At 62.2% G+C, this 16,986-nt stretch carries 13 protein-coding genes; 9 read left to right on the plus strand and 4 right to left on the minus strand.

Going from position 1 to position 16,986, the window contains the following annotated elements; all coding sequences use genetic code 11:
- The first annotated feature begins 447 nt into the window (after nucleotides 1-447).
- The gene (locus tag DBAC_RS15260; protein WP_015775213.1) at nucleotides 448-1,830 is read left to right on the plus strand and encodes an ammonium transporter; all 1,383 of its coding nucleotides are present in this window, start codon (nucleotides 448-450) and stop codon (nucleotides 1,828-1,830) included.
- A gap of 13 nt (nucleotides 1,831-1,843) precedes the next feature.
- Nucleotides 1,844-2,185 carry a P-II family nitrogen regulator gene (locus DBAC_RS15265; protein ID WP_015775214.1) on the plus strand — a complete coding sequence of 114 codons (342 nt, stop codon included), beginning with the start codon at nucleotides 1,844-1,846 and terminating at the stop codon, nucleotides 2,183-2,185.
- A 156-nt stretch (nucleotides 2,186-2,341) separates the two neighbouring features.
- On the opposite strand, the gene DBAC_RS15270 is transcribed toward DBAC_RS15265, so the two are convergent.
- Nucleotides 2,342-3,643, minus strand: coding sequence for a radical SAM/SPASM family putative metalloenzyme maturase (locus tag DBAC_RS15270; protein ID WP_043812905.1), 1,302 nt, complete (start codon nucleotides 3,641-3,643; stop codon nucleotides 2,342-2,344).
- A gap of 64 nt (nucleotides 3,644-3,707) precedes the next feature.
- A complete protein-coding gene (locus tag DBAC_RS15275; protein ID WP_015775216.1) occupies nucleotides 3,708-5,141 on the minus strand; it encodes an aminotransferase-like domain-containing protein in 1,434 nt (477 codons plus the stop codon).
- A 579-nt stretch (nucleotides 5,142-5,720) separates the two neighbouring features.
- On the opposite strand from DBAC_RS15275, the gene DBAC_RS15280 reads away from it, so the two are divergent.
- The 5 genes from DBAC_RS15280 to DBAC_RS15300 all read left to right on the plus strand — a co-directional run bounded on the left by DBAC_RS15280 (nucleotide 5,721) and on the right by DBAC_RS15300 (nucleotide 12,564).
- A complete protein-coding gene (locus DBAC_RS15280) occupies nucleotides 5,721-6,443 on the plus strand; it encodes an AzlC family ABC transporter permease (protein ID WP_015775217.1) in 723 nt (240 codons plus the stop codon).
- Nucleotides 6,419-6,745, plus strand: a complete 327-nt coding sequence (locus DBAC_RS15285) for an AzlD domain-containing protein (protein WP_015775218.1) — start codon at nucleotides 6,419-6,421, stop codon at nucleotides 6,743-6,745. The genes DBAC_RS15280 and DBAC_RS15285 overlap by 25 nt, the downstream gene beginning before the upstream one ends.
- A 21-nt stretch (nucleotides 6,746-6,766) precedes the next feature.
- Nucleotides 6,767-7,951 carry an aminotransferase-like domain-containing protein gene (locus DBAC_RS15290; protein ID WP_015775219.1) on the plus strand — a complete coding sequence of 395 codons (1,185 nt, stop codon included), beginning with the start codon at nucleotides 6,767-6,769 and terminating at the stop codon, nucleotides 7,949-7,951.
- A 167-nt stretch (nucleotides 7,952-8,118) separates the two neighbouring features.
- Entirely contained in the window at nucleotides 8,119-9,306 is a 1,188-nt protein-coding gene (locus tag DBAC_RS15295; protein WP_015775220.1) for an efflux RND transporter periplasmic adaptor subunit, read from the plus strand.
- A 3-nt stretch (nucleotides 9,307-9,309) separates the two neighbouring features.
- On the plus strand, nucleotides 9,310-12,564 hold the full coding sequence (locus DBAC_RS15300; protein WP_015775221.1) for an efflux RND transporter permease subunit: 3,255 nt from the start codon (nucleotides 9,310-9,312) through the stop codon (nucleotides 12,562-12,564).
- 25 nt (nucleotides 12,565-12,589) lie between these two features.
- Here the strand turns inward: DBAC_RS15300 and DBAC_RS15305 are convergent, their stop codons facing one another.
- Nucleotides 12,590-13,876, minus strand: coding sequence for a class I SAM-dependent rRNA methyltransferase (locus DBAC_RS15305; protein ID WP_218915578.1), 1,287 nt, complete (start codon nucleotides 13,874-13,876; stop codon nucleotides 12,590-12,592).
- A 78-nt stretch (nucleotides 13,877-13,954) separates the two neighbouring features.
- Between DBAC_RS15305 and DBAC_RS15310 the strand changes: the two genes are divergently transcribed.
- Nucleotides 13,955-14,905 (plus strand): energy transducer TonB, encoded by a 951-nt coding sequence (locus DBAC_RS15310; protein ID WP_043811114.1) that lies wholly within the window; start codon nucleotides 13,955-13,957, stop codon nucleotides 14,903-14,905.
- 117 nt (nucleotides 14,906-15,022) lie between these two features.
- A complete protein-coding gene (locus tag DBAC_RS15315; protein WP_015775224.1) occupies nucleotides 15,023-15,571 on the plus strand; it encodes a hypothetical protein in 549 nt (182 codons plus the stop codon).
- Nucleotides 15,572-15,649: 78 nt separating this feature from the next.
- On the opposite strand, the gene DBAC_RS15320 is transcribed toward DBAC_RS15315, so the two are convergent.
- Nucleotides 15,650-16,972: a malic enzyme-like NAD(P)-binding protein gene (locus DBAC_RS15320; RefSeq protein WP_015775225.1), complete on the minus strand. Its 1,323-nt coding sequence runs from the start codon at nucleotides 16,970-16,972 to the stop codon at nucleotides 15,650-15,652.
- Between the last annotated feature and the right edge of the window lie 14 nt (nucleotides 16,973-16,986).

A 16,986-nucleotide genomic window follows, 5' to 3' on the forward strand; every position in this document is an offset into this window, starting at 1 on the left:
AAACGACCAGACATACCCAGGCAAGCTCTGACAAAATTCAAATCACACACCACCTCCTCTGGCGCAAAGAGAGATTCACCCCAAAAAGCGTCGTTTTCGTTAAAATTCAGCCGCCAAAAAAGGAAAACATAAGCACGGCAAGAGCGACGCGCTCGCAGAACATCTTCCAAAATTGAAAAAAACTGCAACAAACCGAAATAATTTTATAAAACTCTAAACCACGCACATCAACGACACAATCAAAGCCTAAGTCGCACGAAAATTACAGGGTTATACATAAATGTTAATTTATGACCAAATTGGACACAAAAAGACAGAGGAAAATTAACAAATAGCGTAGTAAAAAACAGTATCATTCCGTAAATACCTTTAAAAACAAGTTGTTAACAACTTTGGCACTGCCTGTGCTTTGGGTGAGTATCAACACTCACCACCACGGAGGTCATCATGTTCGAAGAGAAAAAACAAACAACCGCCCTGCTCAGACCAAAAGTCTGGGCTCTGACCCTATTGCTCGCAACCCTTACCCCGGCAATGGCCTTTGCCGAAGGCGAAGCGTTGTCCCAGTCCAACGCGAACCTGTTGTGGACGTTGCTGGCCGCAATTCTGGTCATGTTCATGCAGCCCGGTTTCGCTCTGGTCGAAATGGGATTCTCGCGGGCCAAAAACGCCGGCAATATTCTGATGAAAAACCTGATCGACTTCGGTGCAGGGCAACCCGCATTTCTGCTGCTGGGTTTTGGTCTCATGTTCGGCCAGGACATTGGCGGGTTCATCGGCTCGTCCGGGTTCGCATTGGCCGGCGTCGACCCGACCAGCGACGCAGGGCTGTGGACGCTGACCTTCTGGTTCTTCCAGTCCGTTTTCGCGGCCACGGCAGCGACGATCATCTCCGGCGGCATCGCCGAGCGCACAAAATTTTCAGCCTACATCATTGTCAGTATCGTGGTCACGGCCGTCATTTACCCCATCTCCGGCCACTGGGCCTGGGGCTCTCTCTGGGGCGCGGGCGAGTTGGGCAAGGGCTGGCTTGAGAACATGGGCTTCATCGACTTCGCAGGCTCCACCGTGGTCCATTCCGTGGGCGGCTGGATGGCCCTGGCTGGAGCCATGGTCATCGGCCCGCGCATCGGCAAGTACAGCCCCGACGGAAAGGCCAAGGCCATTCCCGGACACAATATCCCCATGGCGGGCCTTGGCGTCTTCATCCTCTGGTTCGGCTGGTTCGGATTCAACCCCGGCAGCACCACCGCCGTCAACGGCAGCATCGGCTACATCGCCGTCAACACCAGCCTGGCCGCCTGCATGGGAGTGCTTGGTGCCATGACCTACGCCTGGATCAAGCACGGCAAGCCGGACACCTCCATGTCCTTGAACGGCGCCCTGGCGGGCCTGGTGGCCATCACCGCCGGCTGTTACGAAGTCTCTCCCATGGGATCCCTGGCCATCGGCTTCCTGGCGGGCATCCTGGTCGTCGTCTCCCTTGAATTCATCGATCAGGTCCTCAAAATCGACGATCCGGTCGGCGCGTCCTCGGTGCACGGCGTCTGCGGCATGTTTGGAACCATCATGGTCGGTTTCTTCGCCGCTCCCGGCTATGGCTCGGCCACCGGCCTCTTCTACGGCGGCGGCACCGAAATCCTGGTCACGCAGATCATCGGAGCGGCGGCGGTCTTCGCATGGGCCTTCGGGGCCGGCCTGGTCCTCTTCTACCTGCTCAAAGTGACCATCGGCGTGCGCGTCACCCAGGAAGAGGAACTCAAAGGCCTCGACATCACCGAACACGGCATGGAATCCTACAACGGCTTCCAGATCTTCACCAACGAATAAGAGGGGAAACGCCATGAAACTCGTAATCGCATATATCCGGCCCGAGTGCCTGAACGCAGTCAAGCAAGAGCTGTACGCCAAGAAAATCTACAACATGTCCGTGACCAACGTGCTCGGCAGCGGACGCCAGAAAGGATTCACGGAAACATACCGCGGCGTGGTCATGGAAGTGAACCTGCTGAAGAAGTTGAGACTGGAGATCGGAGTCAACGACGATTTCGCCGAACAGGCCGTGGAGGCCATCAATGCGGGAGCACGGACAGGCAAGGAAGGCGACGGAGTGATCTTCGTGCTGGAATGCGCCGCCGCCGTGCGCATCCGCACCCAGGAGACCGGGCCTGCGGCAATGGGCTAGCAGGCCGCCCAAAAACGGCAATCTGCTGTGTCAGCGAAAAAAGCCAGACCGCTTATGTATGCGAGAATACACTGCGCGGCCTGGCTTTTTTCGCTTCCTTGCATCTTACAATTTTTGAACGGCCTGCAAATTTCAGGGAGGCGGCGCCTCCCTTTTTTATCGCAGACAGGCAAAGCCCCCGCCGGACCACGGACAGGCTCCGCACGGAACGGCATGCCCATAACAGTCCTTGGCAAAAGGCGCGGGAAAACCCTGTACATGGTCGCACGGGGCCACGCTGCAATCCGCGCAGCGGGCATACTCTTCACGCAACGCCTCTTCACGGAAACGGCAAAAATCCTGCGACTGCCAGACATGGAGCGGATCATCCTCCGGCACCCGGCCAAAGACGCGCTGTTTGACGCGAACCTCGGAGCCGAGCAGCCAAGCCGAATAGCTGTGCCACAGATAATAGCAGGGGGTCAGCGCGCCGTCATAGGCCACGAACAGGCTCGGATTCTGGACAAAGGCGCATTCCCTGGGCTCCCGCGCCGCCGTTTCGGGCAGATCGAGACGAATCCCCCTCCTCTGGGCGACATCCATGGCCCGGGCAAAGGTATCGCGCACGCGCGCCAAGCGGTGGAAATCGATGTTCATGGTATTGGGCAGGCTGAATTGCAGACCACGGCCCTGCGCGTCCTCCTTCATGGCCAGAATAATGTCCACGAGCCGCTGCTGCTCCGGAGTGCGGAAAACCGCGTAAAAAGACGTATACGAATGCGCAACATCCAATCCCTCGGCATCAAAGACCTTTTCCCATTCACGATAAAAATCCAGGCAGCGCTGCGAGACCGGCACGTACAGACTCTGCGGGGCATCGGAAGCGTTGTAGGGCAGGACATGAGAAGCAATGACAAATTCTACGCCACGATCCGCGCACCAGGAGATCATGTCCGGGAGGCTGGCATAATTCTGGGCGCTGATCACGGTTTCAGCGCCCAGGGACAGCGGCCGCGCCCCCGTACGGGCAGCCGCGCCACGCATCAGGTCAAAGGATTGCCCGACCTGGACCAGCTCGGCTCCGGCCCGAAAGCGCTCCAGCTGATCCGCATCCGGGGAGTCCACGGAAAAACAGACCCTGTCCAGCCCCGCGTCCATGAGCTCCCCGGCCATGGCCGGAGTCAGGAGCATGCCGTTGGACTGAAAACCAATGACGCAGTCCTCCGGCACCCGGGCCCTGGCAAAGGCGATGAACGAAGCCAGCGCCGGATGCATCAGGGGTTCGCCGATACCGTTCAGGTTGAGCGTGTCCAGGTGCGGAAAAAGAGGGGCCAGAGCCTCGAAGGTCGCCCTGGACATGAGCGCATCTTCGCAGTCCCAGCCCGTGGAATGCTTGACGCACATGGCACAGCCAAGATTGCACAGGGTGGCCAGCTCCGCATAGAGCTTGCGTGGATGGGGGGATGGGTTCGTCAGCATGGCCGGTTCTTTGAACAGTCCGCAGCCCCCGTCAATACCCCAAAATGACACACGCGCCCGCCCCTCACCGGCCAGCCCCGCCAACCATCTCCGCCACCAGGCTGCCCAGGCGCTCTACTCCGCCTGCCAGTTCCTCGGTCCAGGGATTGCCGGAATTAAGACGCACATGGCCGGAAAAACGATCCTGGGTCGAAAAGATGGTGCCGGGCGCAATGCTGATGCCCGCTTCCCTGGCCCGGTACATGAGTTCCACCGAGTCCACGCCCGACGGCAGCTCCACCCACAGCACCCCGCCGCCTTCAGGCCTGCCGACCCTCGTGCCGTCCGGGAAGGTCCGGCTCACGTGCAGCTGCATGGACTGCGTCTGCTCTTGCAAGGCCCGCCGCAGACCGCGCAGGTGCCGATCATAGCGCCCTTCGCGCAAATAGACGCCCACGGCCTCCTGGGTCAGGGTCGCGGAGCAGACGTTGGTAGTGGCCTTGACCTCGTAGGCTTCGCGGTAGAAGCGGCCCGGCATGATCCAGCCGATGCGGTAGCCCGGACACAGCGTCTTGGAAAAGGACGAACAAAGGATGACCAGCCCTTGGTCGTCGTACATCTTGAAGACCGAAGGGCGGGCCGGGCCGAAATGCAGGTCCCCGGCCACATCGTCCTCGATGAGGGGAATCTCCCGCCTGGCCAGAAGCTCCACGATTTCGCGCTTGGCGCCATCCGAGGTCAGGGACCCGTCGGGGTTGTTGAAGTTCGGCGTGAGGATGCAGGCACTTATGTCAAAACGCCCCAGGGCTCTCTCCAGGTCGGCGGGGTCCACGCCATGCCGTGGATGTGACGGGATCTCGATGGAGCGCACGCCCTGATTCTCCAGCAGCTGCTGAAAACAGAAGTAGGACGGAGCCTGGATGAGCACGTTATCTCCGGGCCGGACCAGGCTGCGCACTGCCACATGCAGGGCCTCAAGGGCTCCGCAGGTGATGATGATCTCCTCGGGCCGCACATCGAGGCCTGCCTGGGACGCGCGCAGGGACAGTTGGCGACGCAGTTCCAGGCTGCCCTCCACGGGCAGGTACCCGACCTGGCGCTTGGGATCTTCCCGCGAGAGACGGGCCGCGACCTTGGCCAATTCACGGTAGGGCAGCAGATCTGCCGACGGGCAGTTGATGCCCAGCGGCACAAGCTCGCGGTCACCCACGGTCTCGAGCACGGCGGAAATGAGCTGACTGCGGTTGACGGTATGGGGGCGCAAGAGCGGACGAGGATTGCGCGGCGGAGGCGGCAGCTGCCGCGTGTCCCGCCGCACGAAAAAGCCGGACCTGGGACGCGACTCGATGATCCCCTTGCGCTCCAGCTCGGCGTAGGCCTGCAGCACCGTGCTGACCGCCACCCGGCTGCGCAGGCTGACATGGCGCAAGGAAGGCAGCCGCGCTCCGGGACCCAACGTGCCCGATGATATCTGAAGCATAAGCTGCTGCTCGATCTGACGGTACCTGTAATCGTCCATGGTCGTATCCTCATAAATGACGCCCAACTGTCATTCCCGCGCAGGCGGGAATCCAGCTCTTCCAAGCCCCCTCCCGCATCACCCTGCCGCTGGGATTGGCTGGTGTCGGGGGCGGCGGACTGTCGGCTGTCTGACCGAGCCAGGCATCGTTTGACGAACCATTGCGGGGCGCACAACGCTCGAAGTCATGGACGAGCACGCAATGGTTCGTCTCTACGAGGCCGGCGAGGGAGTTCCGGCAGGCCGCCGCCCCCGACACCAGTTAATCCCCTTCTCGATGCCCGGCCATGCCACCGTATTAGCATTTCTTCTCCCATTCGCCGCACGCCGCCCCTGACACCAGCCAATCCTCTTCTCGATGCCCGGCCATGCCACCGTACTAGCATTTCTTCTCCCATTCGCCGCACGCCGCCCCCGGCACCAGTCAATCCCCTTACCGATGCCCGTCCAATCCCCTTCCCAATGCCCGCTCCCAGTTGCGTCCTCCGCCTCCAATCTGTTATGGCCGAAATTTACGCAAACTGTATCTGTACCGCAAACAGTTTTTGACTAGGTTGAGCGTCAAGAGGATAATAGATTATGAATTGCGCCACCCTTTCTTCCACCAGCCGCGCCGAGTCCCCCCTGGTCTCGGCCTTTCGCCAGACCCTGCCCATCATCCTGGGCTATGTGCCCGTGGGTTTCGCCTACGGCGTTCTGGCCCAGAAATCGGGCCTCTCCGGCATAAACACCATACTGATGAGCCTGCTGGTCTTTGCAGGGTCGGCCCAGCTCATCGCGGTCGGCCTTTTCGCGGCGGGAGCCGCGCCCCTGGCCATCGTGGCCACGACCTTCGTGGTCAATCTGCGCCATCTGCTCATGTCCGCCGCCCTGGCCCCGTTCCTGCGCTCCTGGAACAAAACCCGGCTGGCCCTCTTTTCCTACCAACTGACGGACGAAACCTTCGCCCTGCACGCCGGGCGTTTCGCCAAGGGAGAAACTGCGCCGTGTGAAACCTTCGGCATCAACGTCATCGCCCAGAGTGCCTGGGTGGGCGGAACGGTCCTCGGACTGGCCGCGAGCACGCTTATCACCGACATCCGGCCCATCGGGCTTGATTACGCCCTGCCTGCCATGTTCATCGCCTTGCTCCTGGGCCAGCTCAAGTCGCGGCAGCACCTCGCCGTAGCGGTCATCGCAGGCGTCCTGTCCACGATCCTGATGCTCGCCGGCCTTCAGCAAAGCCACGTCCTGGCCGCGACCATCATTGCAGCAACCATCGGCCTCGGAGTTCACGCATGGACCAGCAAACGATCTTCCTGACCATTCTCGGCATGATGGCCGTAACATATGTTCCGCGCGCCCTGCCCCTATTGGCCCTGGCGCAGCGCACCCTGCCCGAGGCGGTCATCCGCTGGCTGGGGTTCATCCCCGTGGCAGTACTCTCGGCCATGCTCCTGCCGTCGCTGGTCGCGACGGAAAAAGGGCTTGATTTTTCGGCAGAGAACATATTCCTGTGGGCGGCCATACCCACCTTTCTGGTCTGCTGGAAAACCAAGAGCTTTGTCGGCGCCATTGTCACCGGCATGGGCTGCGTGGCTCTGGGCAGACTGTTTTTCGCGTAACACCGCCCTCAAGGAGAGAACATGAGTTTTCGATTCACAAACCGCATCCAGAACACGCCCAAGTCCTTCATTCGCGAAATATTAAAGGTCACCCAGGATCCGAGCATCATCTCCTTTGCCGGCGGCCTGCCAAACCCGCATCTTTTCCCCATCGAAGCCCTGCAGGATGCGGCCCGCGAAACCCTGGCGACGTCCGGGGCGCGCGCCCTGCAGTACTCCACCACCGAAGGGCACGCCGAATTGCGCGGCTGGATAGCGGCCCGCTACGCCAAACGCGGCATAACCGTGGACCCGGACCAGGTGCTCATCACCACCGGCTCCCAGCAATGCCTGGACCTCCTGGGCAAGCTCTTCATCGAAAAGAACGACGAGGTCATTCTGGAGCGGCCGAGCTACCTAGGCACCATTCAGGCCTTCACCATGTTCGAGCCCCGCTTCGTGACCGTTGATCTGGAAGAGGACGGCCCCAATCTGGAACAGGTAAAGGTGCTGCTGGCCACGGGCCGGCCCAAGCTCTTCTACGCCGTGCCCAATTTCCAGAACCCTTCGGGCCTGACCTATTCCAGGGCCAAGCGCGAGGAACTGGGCAGGCTGCTGCAAAAATATCCCGAGACCATCTTCATCGAGGACGACCCCTACGGCGAGCTGCGCTTCTCCGGCGAACACCACCAGCCCGTCTTCGCCCATACCGGCGGACGCAGCATCATGCTCGGCAGCTTCTCCAAGATCACCGTGCCCGGCTTTCGCCTCGGCTGGATGGTCGCGCCCCCGGAAATCATCCGCCTGGCGGTCAAGGCCAAGCAGGCCGCGGACCTGCACTCCTCGACCTTCAATCAGTTCGTCATCAATGAGTATCTCAAAAAACACTCCATCGACGACCATATCGCCAAGATCACGGAGTGTTACGGTTCCCAGGCAACGGCCATGGTCACGACCCTGGAGCGGGAGGCCCCTGAGGGCGTGACCTTCACCCGTCCCGAAGGCGGCATGTTCTCCTGGGTGACCCTGCCCGAGGGCAAGGGCTCCTGCATGGATCTCTTCAACCTGGCCATCGGGCAGAAGGTGGCCTTCGTGCCGGGCATGCCCTTCTACACCGACGGCGGCGGCCAGAACACCCTGCGCCTCAACTTCTCCAATGCCTCGGAACAGACCATCGACGAAGGCATCACGCGGCTGTGCCGGTGCATGAAGGATTTTCTGAAATAGGTCTCCCTCGAAGGATCATGGCGGGAAACCGCCTGGGCAGCGCCCCGCCATGATCCTTTTCCGACTTCCCCACTCCAGATAATATCCCCCTCCCCGAGGTTGAACTCCGAACCGGCCAGGGTGTACACACCGTGTTGATCAGAGTCACATCATCCCGGAGAGCCGACATGCCCGCGTTCCTTCACCTGCTCCTCTGCCTTGCCCTGCTGCTTGCCGCTTGCGGTCAAGACGACGCCCCCTCACGGCCCGAACCGCGAACCATCCAGGCCCAGACCCTGCGCCTGGCGCTGACCGAGGCGAGGGAGTGCAGGAGCCTTCCCGGGCAGGTCCAGTCGCGCAACAGCGTGACCCTGGCCAGCAAAACCAGCGGCACGGTGACGGAAATCCTGGCCCGTGAGGGAGACACCCTCACGGCCGGTCAGACCATCCTGCGCATCGACGACGCCGAACTGCGCCAGCGCGAGCAGAGCGTGCGCGCCACGGCCGGGCAGGCCGGTCTGGAAAGCAAGGCCCTGGCCGCACGCAAGGCGCAGGCCAAGGCTACCTTTGACCGCATGCAGAAGCTTCTGCAGCAGGCAGCGGTCAGTCGCGACGATGTGGACCGGGCCCGGGCCGAGTACGAGGCCCTAGCCAGCCAGGAAAAAGCCCTGGCCGCGCAGTCCTCCGCCGCCGGATTCCAAGGCGCTGAAATCCGCGCCCTGATGCGGTACAACACCGTATCCTCGCCTTTGAACGGGGTACTGACGCGCCGACATGTCGACCTGGGAGCCTTTGTACAGGCCGGGACGCCCCTGGCCGAAGTGGATGACCTGAGCAGCGGCTTCGACCTCGTGGCCCAGGCCGACGAATCCCTGCTCGGGAGCATCAGGGAGGGCATGAGCGTGGTCGCCCTCATCCCCTCGCTGTCCGCGGCTCCTTTTCTGACCACCCTCTCGGCCGTGATCGGCCAGGTGGACCCCGCCAGCCGCGCCTTCCGAGTCAAGGCCGCCCTTGACGGCACGCCAAGCCCCGGCATGTTCGGCAAGGTCTGCGTACCCGTCGGCACGGCTAAAAAACTGCTCGCGCCAGAGGCTGCCTTGCGGCCGCGCGGAGAGCTGACCACAGCGCTGATCGTGGACGAGGATTCCATGCTGCGCCTGCGCATCGTCAAGATCGGCGGGGTCTACCAAAAGGCCGTGCTGGACGGGCAGACCTTCATCCTCCAGACCGGCCAGACCGGCGCCGGCCAACTGGACGAGGCACCCGCAGGAGGCGAAATCCTGGTGGAAGTGCTGTCCGGTCTGGCCCCGAACGACGAAGTGGTCCTCAGCGCGCCCGCCGTGGCCCGCGAAGGCGACCGCCTGGCGCGGGAATAAGCCATGTCCGACCACCCCTCCCACAACCATGATTTTCTGACCCGCATCACCGCGAGCTTCGTGGACTCCAAGCTCGTGCCGCTCATTATCGTCTTTTCCATTTTTCTCGGCGTGTTCGCCGTGCTGCGCACCCCGAGCGAGGAAGAGCCGCAGATCATCGTGCCCATGATCGACATCATGGTCGAAATGCCCGGAGCCATGCCCGAGGAGATCGAAAAGCGCGTCGTCGGCCCCATGGAAAAACTGCTCTGGGAGATTCCGGGGGTGGAATACGTCTACTCCACGGCCATGGACGGCCAGGCCCTGACCATCGTGCGCTTTCTGGTCGGCGAGGATGTGGAGAGGAGCCTGATCAAGGCCTACAGCAAGCTCTACCAGCACCTGGACTGGATTCCGCCCAGATGCTCCCAGCCGATCTTGAAACCCCGCTCCATCGACGACGTGCCGGTCCTGGCCGTGGCCCTGACCAGTGAAACTCACGACAGCCGCACCCTGCGCCAAGTCGGCGCCGAAGTGGCCGAAAGCCTGCGGGCCATCAGCGGGGTCTCGGAAGTAAGCCTCATCGGCGGCCGCAAACGGGCGCTGACAGTGGAGGTGAATCCGGAGCGGCTGCGCCAGCTGAATCTGGACAGCGTGGATGTTGCTGCGGCCATTGCGGGACAGAATCAGGCAGACCAGAGCGGACTGATGACCGCCGCCGGGGCCAGCCGCCAAGTCCGCCTCGACAATGCCCTGCGCTCCGCCGCTGACGTGGCGGGCACGGTCATCGCCGTGCGTGACGGCCACCCCGTAACCCTGGGCAATGTGGCGCAAATCAGCGACGGCTGGGCCGAACCCGAGGATTACGTCCTCTTTGCTCCGGGAACGAAGGCCGGCGTCAAGGGCATAACATCCGGGGCCGGACAGCTCCAGCCCGCCATCACCCTGACCGTGGCCAAGCGTCCGGGCATCAATGCCACTGAGCTGTGCCAAAAGGCGCTGGCGACCATCGAGAGCCTGCGCGGCATGGTCATTCCGGCGGACATGCAGACCGTGATCGTGCGCGACTACGGGGAAACGGCCAAGCACAAATCCGACGAACTGCTCTTCCATCTGGCCATCGCGGCCCTGTCCGTGGGGGCCATCGTGGCCTTTTTCCTCGGCGGACGGGCCAGCATAGTGGTCATGGTAGCCGTGCCGGTGACCCTGGCCGTGACGCTGGCCACCTACTGGCTGCTGGGCTACACCCTGAACCGGGTCACGCTTTTTGCCCTCATCTTCTGCATCGGCATCCTGGTGGACGACCCCATCGTGGACGTGGAGAATATCGTGCGCCACGTGCGCCTGCCCGGCTCGGCCGGACGCCCCTTTTCCCAGGTCATCATCAAGGCGGTCAGCGAAGTACGCGCGCCCCTGGTCCTGGCCACCTTCACGGTCATCGCGGCCATCATGCCCATGGCCTTCGTGGGCGGGCTGATGGGACCGTACATGCGGCCCATGCCCGTGGGCGCGAGCATGGCCATGCTGCTGTCCATGGCCGTGGCCTTCGTCATCACCCCCTGGCTGGCCAAGCGGGTGCTCAAACCCTCAAGCAGCCATGAGCACGAAACCCACGACGACATCTTCACGCGCGGCTACATCTGGCTCATGCGCCATCTCATCGAAAAGTCCCATTTCCGCGCCCTCTTCCTGGCCGGAATGGTCGCCCTGCTGCTCCTGGCCGTCAGCCTCTTCCCTTTGAAAGCCGTACTGGTCAAGATGCTGCCCTTCGACAACAAGAGCGAGTTCGAGATCGTCATCGACATGCCCGACGGAACGGGGCTTGAGACGACCATGGCCGCCGCGGAAACCCTGTCGCGCTCCATCACCCGGGAACCCGAGGTGACCGACGTGCAGCTTTACGTCGGCACGGCCGCGCCCTTTTCCTTCAACGGGCTGGTACGCCATTATTATCTGCGCCGGGGTCCGAATGTGGCCCAGATTCAGGTCAATCTGGTCGGCCGCGGAGACCGCGATGCCTCCAGCCACGAGATCGCGGGCCGGGTGCGTGAAAACATAGCGCCGCTGGCCAAAAAACTCGGAGCGCGGATCAAGGTGGTGGAAGTGCCGCCCGGCCCGCCCGTGCTGCAGACCCTGGTGGCGGAAATCTACGGCCCGACGCACGAATCGAGGCTGGCCGTGGCCAGGCAGGTCAAGGACATCTTTACCCGGACGCAAAGCGTGGTCGATGTGGACTGGCTGGTGAACGATCCGCGGCCGGAGACGCGGGTGCGCGTGGATGCTGAAAAAGCCCTGCAAAACGGCATCAACCCGGACCGGGCCAGGCAGGTGCTGGCCGCCTCCGTTAAAGGAACGCAGGTCGGCATCCTGCACGATCCCCGCGCCCGGGAGGATGTGCCTATCGTGGTTCGCCCGCCCATCTCCAGGCGCTCACACTCCCGGGACCTGGAAACCCTGCCCGTGCGGGGAGAAAATGGAAAAATGGTGTCTCTGGACCAGATCGCAAGCCTGGCTCAAGGAGTCACGCCGGGCTACATCTACCACAAGAACATGCTGCCTGTGATCTACGTAACGGCGGACATGGCCGGAGAGGAAGAGAGCCCGGTCTACGGCATGGCCCGCATCGACGAAGCCCTGGACGAGCTGGGCCGGACCGGCCAGGGCGCCTGGCAGGCCGGAGACACGCGCCCCCTGACCCGCCTCTACACCAGCGGCCCGGACACGACCCACGACATCGCCATGAAATGGGACGGGGAATGGCAGATCACCTACGAGGTCTTCCGGGACATGGGCGTGGCCTTCGCCGTGGTGCTGGTGCTCGTGGCCATTCTGGTGGTGGGCTGGTTTGGATCGTACACGACGCCGCTGGCCATCATGATCCCGATTCCGCTCTCGCTCATCGGCATCATCCCGGCCCACGCCATCTCCGGTTCATTCTTCACGGCCACGTCCATGATCGGCTTCATCGCCGGGGCGGGGATCGTGGTCCGCAACTCCATCATCCTGGTCGACTTCATCACCATGCGCCGCGAGCAGGGCGAAACGCTGGAAAACGCCGTGGTCGAAGCCGGAGCCGTACGCTTCCGGCCCATGGTCCTGACCGCGCTGTCCGTAGTGGCCGGAGCCTTCGTCATCCTCTTCGACCCCATCTTCCAGGGCTTGGCCATCTCGCTTCTGGCCGGAGAAGTGGCGGCGACGCTCTTTTCGAGGATGGTCGTACCGGTGATGTATTATCTGGATCAGCGGGGGAAGGGGACGAACGCGCAGACCGCATCGTGATCGAGCGAACGCTGCAGCGAACGGCTCAGTCCACCAGCACCTCAAGCCCCTTCAGATAGGCTCCTTCCGGAAAGGCCAGGGACACGGGATGGTCGCCGGCCTGGGTCAGGCGGCGGACGATGCGGCCGGTGCGGCCGGCGTCCAGGGCCGCGTCGGACACGATTTTCTGAAACAGGGAGTCTTCCATGAGCCCGGAGCAGGAGAAGGTAAAAAGCCGTCCTCCGGGGTTCAGGAGACGCAAGGCGCAAAGGTTGATATCCTTGTAGCCTCTGGCCGCGCGGTTCAGGCTGGCCTTGGAATCGACGAATTTGGGCGGATCGAGCACGATAATATCAAAGGTACGACCTTCCTTGTGCCAGGTCCGAAGAATCTGGAAGGCGTCACCGCAGACTGTGTCCATGCTCCCGGCCGCAAAGCCATTGAGGTCCCGGTTGCGCTCGGCCAGGGTCAGGGCCGGGGCCGAGGCGTCGAGTTGGGTCACATGCGCCGCCCCTGCGCCCAAAGCGGCCAGGCCGAAACCTCCGGTGTAGGAAAAGCAGTTCAGCACCTCGCGTCCCCTGGCGGCCGCGCCCACGGCCAGACGGCTGTCGCGCTGATCCAGATAGAAGCCGGTCTTGTGGCCGCCATGCACATCGACCAGATATTTCACGCCGTTTTCATGAATCTCGACCTGCTCGGGAATGCGGCCATGCACGGCCTCCACCCTTGCGGACAGCCCTTCCTTGGCCCGCACATCCACATCGGAGCGCTCCAGAATGGCTTCGTCCGGGAAGAGGCGGCGCAATGCGCCGACAATGGTTTCACGCCAGAATTCCGCGCCTGCGGTCAGCAGCTGAAAAACAAGAACACCGGCATAGCGATCCAAAATCAGACCGGGCAGGCCGTCGGATTCGGAATGAACCAGGCGCAGCGCGTTGCTCGCGCTCTCGAAATCCTTTCTCCTGCCGGCCGACTCACGAATGCGGCGCTCAAAGAATCCCTCGTCGATTGCTTGCTCGGCATCGAAAGTCCAGACCCGGCCCATGATCTGCGATTTGGGTGAAAAAGAAGCCCGGGCCAGCCACTGTCCATTCTGCCCGAGGACGTCCACGGTCTGTCCGGATGCAGGTCGGCCCTTGACAGTGGCCACGGCACCGGAAAAGATCCAGGGATGACGCCTGAGCAGAGATTTTTCCCGCCCCGCGACGATGATGAGTTGTGGGTCCATGATGATGTCCTTGCTGCGCATGGGGATGACCCGTGCGGTGAAGTCCTGCGCGCCGGTAGCGGGCAGGCTGCGCAAGACATAGGAAAAGCCAAAGAAGGCGTCCATGGGAAAAATCGCTCTGCGCTTCCAGGACGGCAGACAGCGCCAGGCAGGAAGCGGTCATTTCAAATCCCGCAGTGTCTTGTGTCCGTGGTCTGCGCGCTGCTGGTTCATGCCCTGGTCCTGGCCGCGGTCGGAAAATGGCTTGGATCCGGCGGCGGAGGATCAGGCGGCCCCATGCTCATGGCTCTGGAGCTTTCCGGCGGCGGCACAGGAGCCGGACTTTCTTCCGGGAAACAAGCAGGAACTGACGAATCCTCCCTGCTGCCCTTGCTGGGCGGTTCGGCCGCACCACCCGCCCCCGCCGATGGCGAAGCTTTGTCCACAACGCCGCCGGCTGCCGAAGCGAAAGATCCGGCCCGGAAGTTGCCGCCCGCCCCTGCCCAGGTCCCTGCGGTGCAAAAGCCAGCTCCGACGCCCACCAAGCAGACGCCGATCACGCACAGACCTCCCAAACAGGTCCCGCCTGAGCAAACCCTTGCCAAGCAGCCCGACCCCGGAAAAAAAACCCAGAATCCGCAGCAACTCGACGCCGACATTGCCACTGCGGAATTACCAGAAGAGCCGGCCGTGGATTCTCCCGGCAGCCACGCGGGTGATCCCGAATCCGCAGCGCTTCCAGCCGGAGCCGGCAACCGCGCGCAAGGCACGGATCAAGGAAGCCGCTCCGGCGCATCGGGGGCTGGAGCCAACATCGGCGAGTCTGGTGCGGACGGGAACATGCGCGGCAGGTCTGGAGCGGGAGGCAGCCTGGTCACGTTCGGCGCACCCGGCGGTCCGGGCGTTGTACGCATGGCCCGGCCAAGATATCCGCACGAAGCCAGGCGGCTGGGCAAGGAAGGCGTAGTGGTCTTGAAGCTTTCCCTGGACGAAACTGGAGCCGTGCGCGATGTGGAAGTCTTGCAGGGCGTGGGTTTCGGCCTGGAAGAGGCTTCCCGGGAAGCGGTCCTGCTTTCACGTTTCCGTCCCGCGACCTTGAAGGGCAGACCCGTAGCCTGCCAGGTTATTTTACCCATCCATTTCAAGTTGCGTTAGGCCGCCCCTTTTCATGGCAGGCTCAGACCATTGCCAGGAACCTGGACTCTGATCTATGATTTTTCGTCAGGCACCCGGCAAACCGCCCTCCCGCACATATTTCAAGGCAGGTCCAGCATGCGCGAAAGAGTTGAGTGGTCGATAGAAGTTCCAATCTTTCGCAACCCGGTCATCCTCAGGCAACTGGGGCTGGCCGTCGGCATCCCCTTCGGGCTGATTTTCGTGATCATGCTCGCAAGCGGGGCCTCGATCGCAGACCTCCGCTATCCGGCCATCCTCATCGGCCTGCTCTTCTTCCTGACCTGGCTCTTCATCAGAATCGTCTGGGGCGGCAAGTACGACGCCGAATTCGTCATCGACGGCAAGGGGATACGCTGCCGCACCGCCGCCCGTCAGGCCAAACAGAACCGCATCATCAACGGCCTCACCGTCGTGCTCGGCCTGCTTTCGGGGAAACCGGCCGTGGCCGGCGCAGGAGTGCTGGCCCAGTCGCGCCAGGATGTGCTGGTCAAATGGGGGAGCATCAAAAAAATCAAAGAACTCCCCCGCAGCAATACAATCATGGTCTATGGAGGATTTGCCCAGAACATCGCCGTCTTCTGCATTCCGGAAAATTATCAGCAGATTCGAGAGTATATAGCGTCCAAGGTCCGACCCGGGAGCTGACGTGATGAAATCTCGAAAAAGAACCGCCCCGCCGGCTAATGTGCTGACGGGGCGGTTTTTCTTATTGAACGCGGACCGCTAGAAAATCTGCGGATAGGTCTTCACGAAGGCGTCCAGTCGTTCGCGCGATTTGGCGATGCGTTCGCGCAAGGACACGCGGTAGGCGTCCATGTCCGCGATGGGCTTGCGGGCCACGCCCGTGTCCATGGCGGCCTGGGCCACGGCGGCGGATTCGAACTCGATAAGGCGCAGGTCCACGGGTTTGGGGATGATGTAGTCGATGCCGAATTCAAGCTTGTCCACGCCATACGCCTCGACCACGTAGTCCGGCACCGGCTCCTTGGCCAGAGCTGCCAGGGCCTTGGCTGCCGCCAATTTCATTTCCTCGTTGATGTTCGAGGCCATGACGTCGAGTGCCCCGCGGAAGATGAAGGGGAAGCCGAGCACGTTGTTGATCTGGTTCGGGAAGTCCGAGCGGCCCGTGCCCATGATGGCGTCGGGACGGGCTTCCTTGGCCTCGGTGTAGGAGATTTCGGGAACCGGATTGGCGCAGGCGAAGATGATCGGGTTTTTGCCCATGCTCCGGACCATGTCCTGACTGACCACGCCCCCCTTGGACAGGCCCAGAAACATGTCCGCGCCGACCATGGCTTCGGCCAGTGAGCCGTAGGCTTTTTCCGTGGCGAACTCGCGCTTCTGCGGATTCAAGTCCGTGCGACCGGCGTGCATGTGCCCGCGAGAGTCGAACATGGCGACGTTTTCGAGCTTCACGCCCAGGGCAACATAGAGCCGGGTGCAGGAAATGGCCGCCGCGCCCGCGCCGGAGACGACAATGCGCAGGTCCTCGATCTTCTTGCCCGTGATTTCCAGCGCATTGATCAGACCGGCGGCGGAGATGATGGCCGTGCCGTGCTGGTCGTCATGGAAGACCGGGATGTTCATTTCTTTTTTGAGCTTGTCCTCGATGTAAAAGCACTCCGGGGCCTTGATGTCTTCGAGGTTGATGCCGCCGAAGGTCGGCTCCATGGCCTTGACGATCTCGCAGAGCTTGTCCGGGTCGGTCACGTCGAGGTTGATGTCGTAAACATCCACATCCGCGAAAATCTTGAAGAGGAGCCCCTTGCCCTCCATAACCGGCTTGCCCGCATAGGCGCCGATGTTGCCCAGACCCAGCACGGCCGTGCCGTTGGACACGACGGCGACGAGGTTTCCGCGGCCCGTGTACTTGTAGGTCAGGTCCGGATCCTTGGCGATGGCCAGGCAGGATTCGGCCACGCCCGGGCTGTAGGCCATGGTCAGATGCTTCTGGGTGGAATAGGGCTTGACCGGCACGACTTCGACTTTGCCGGGACGGACTTCGGAATGATAATCTAGGGCTTCCTGGGGCGTGAAAAGAGCCATGTTGTCCTCCAAAT

The organism is Desulfomicrobium baculatum DSM 4028, assembly GCF_000023225.1.
GTDB classification, from domain to species: domain Bacteria; phylum Desulfobacterota; class Desulfovibrionia; order Desulfovibrionales; family Desulfomicrobiaceae; genus Desulfomicrobium; species Desulfomicrobium baculatum.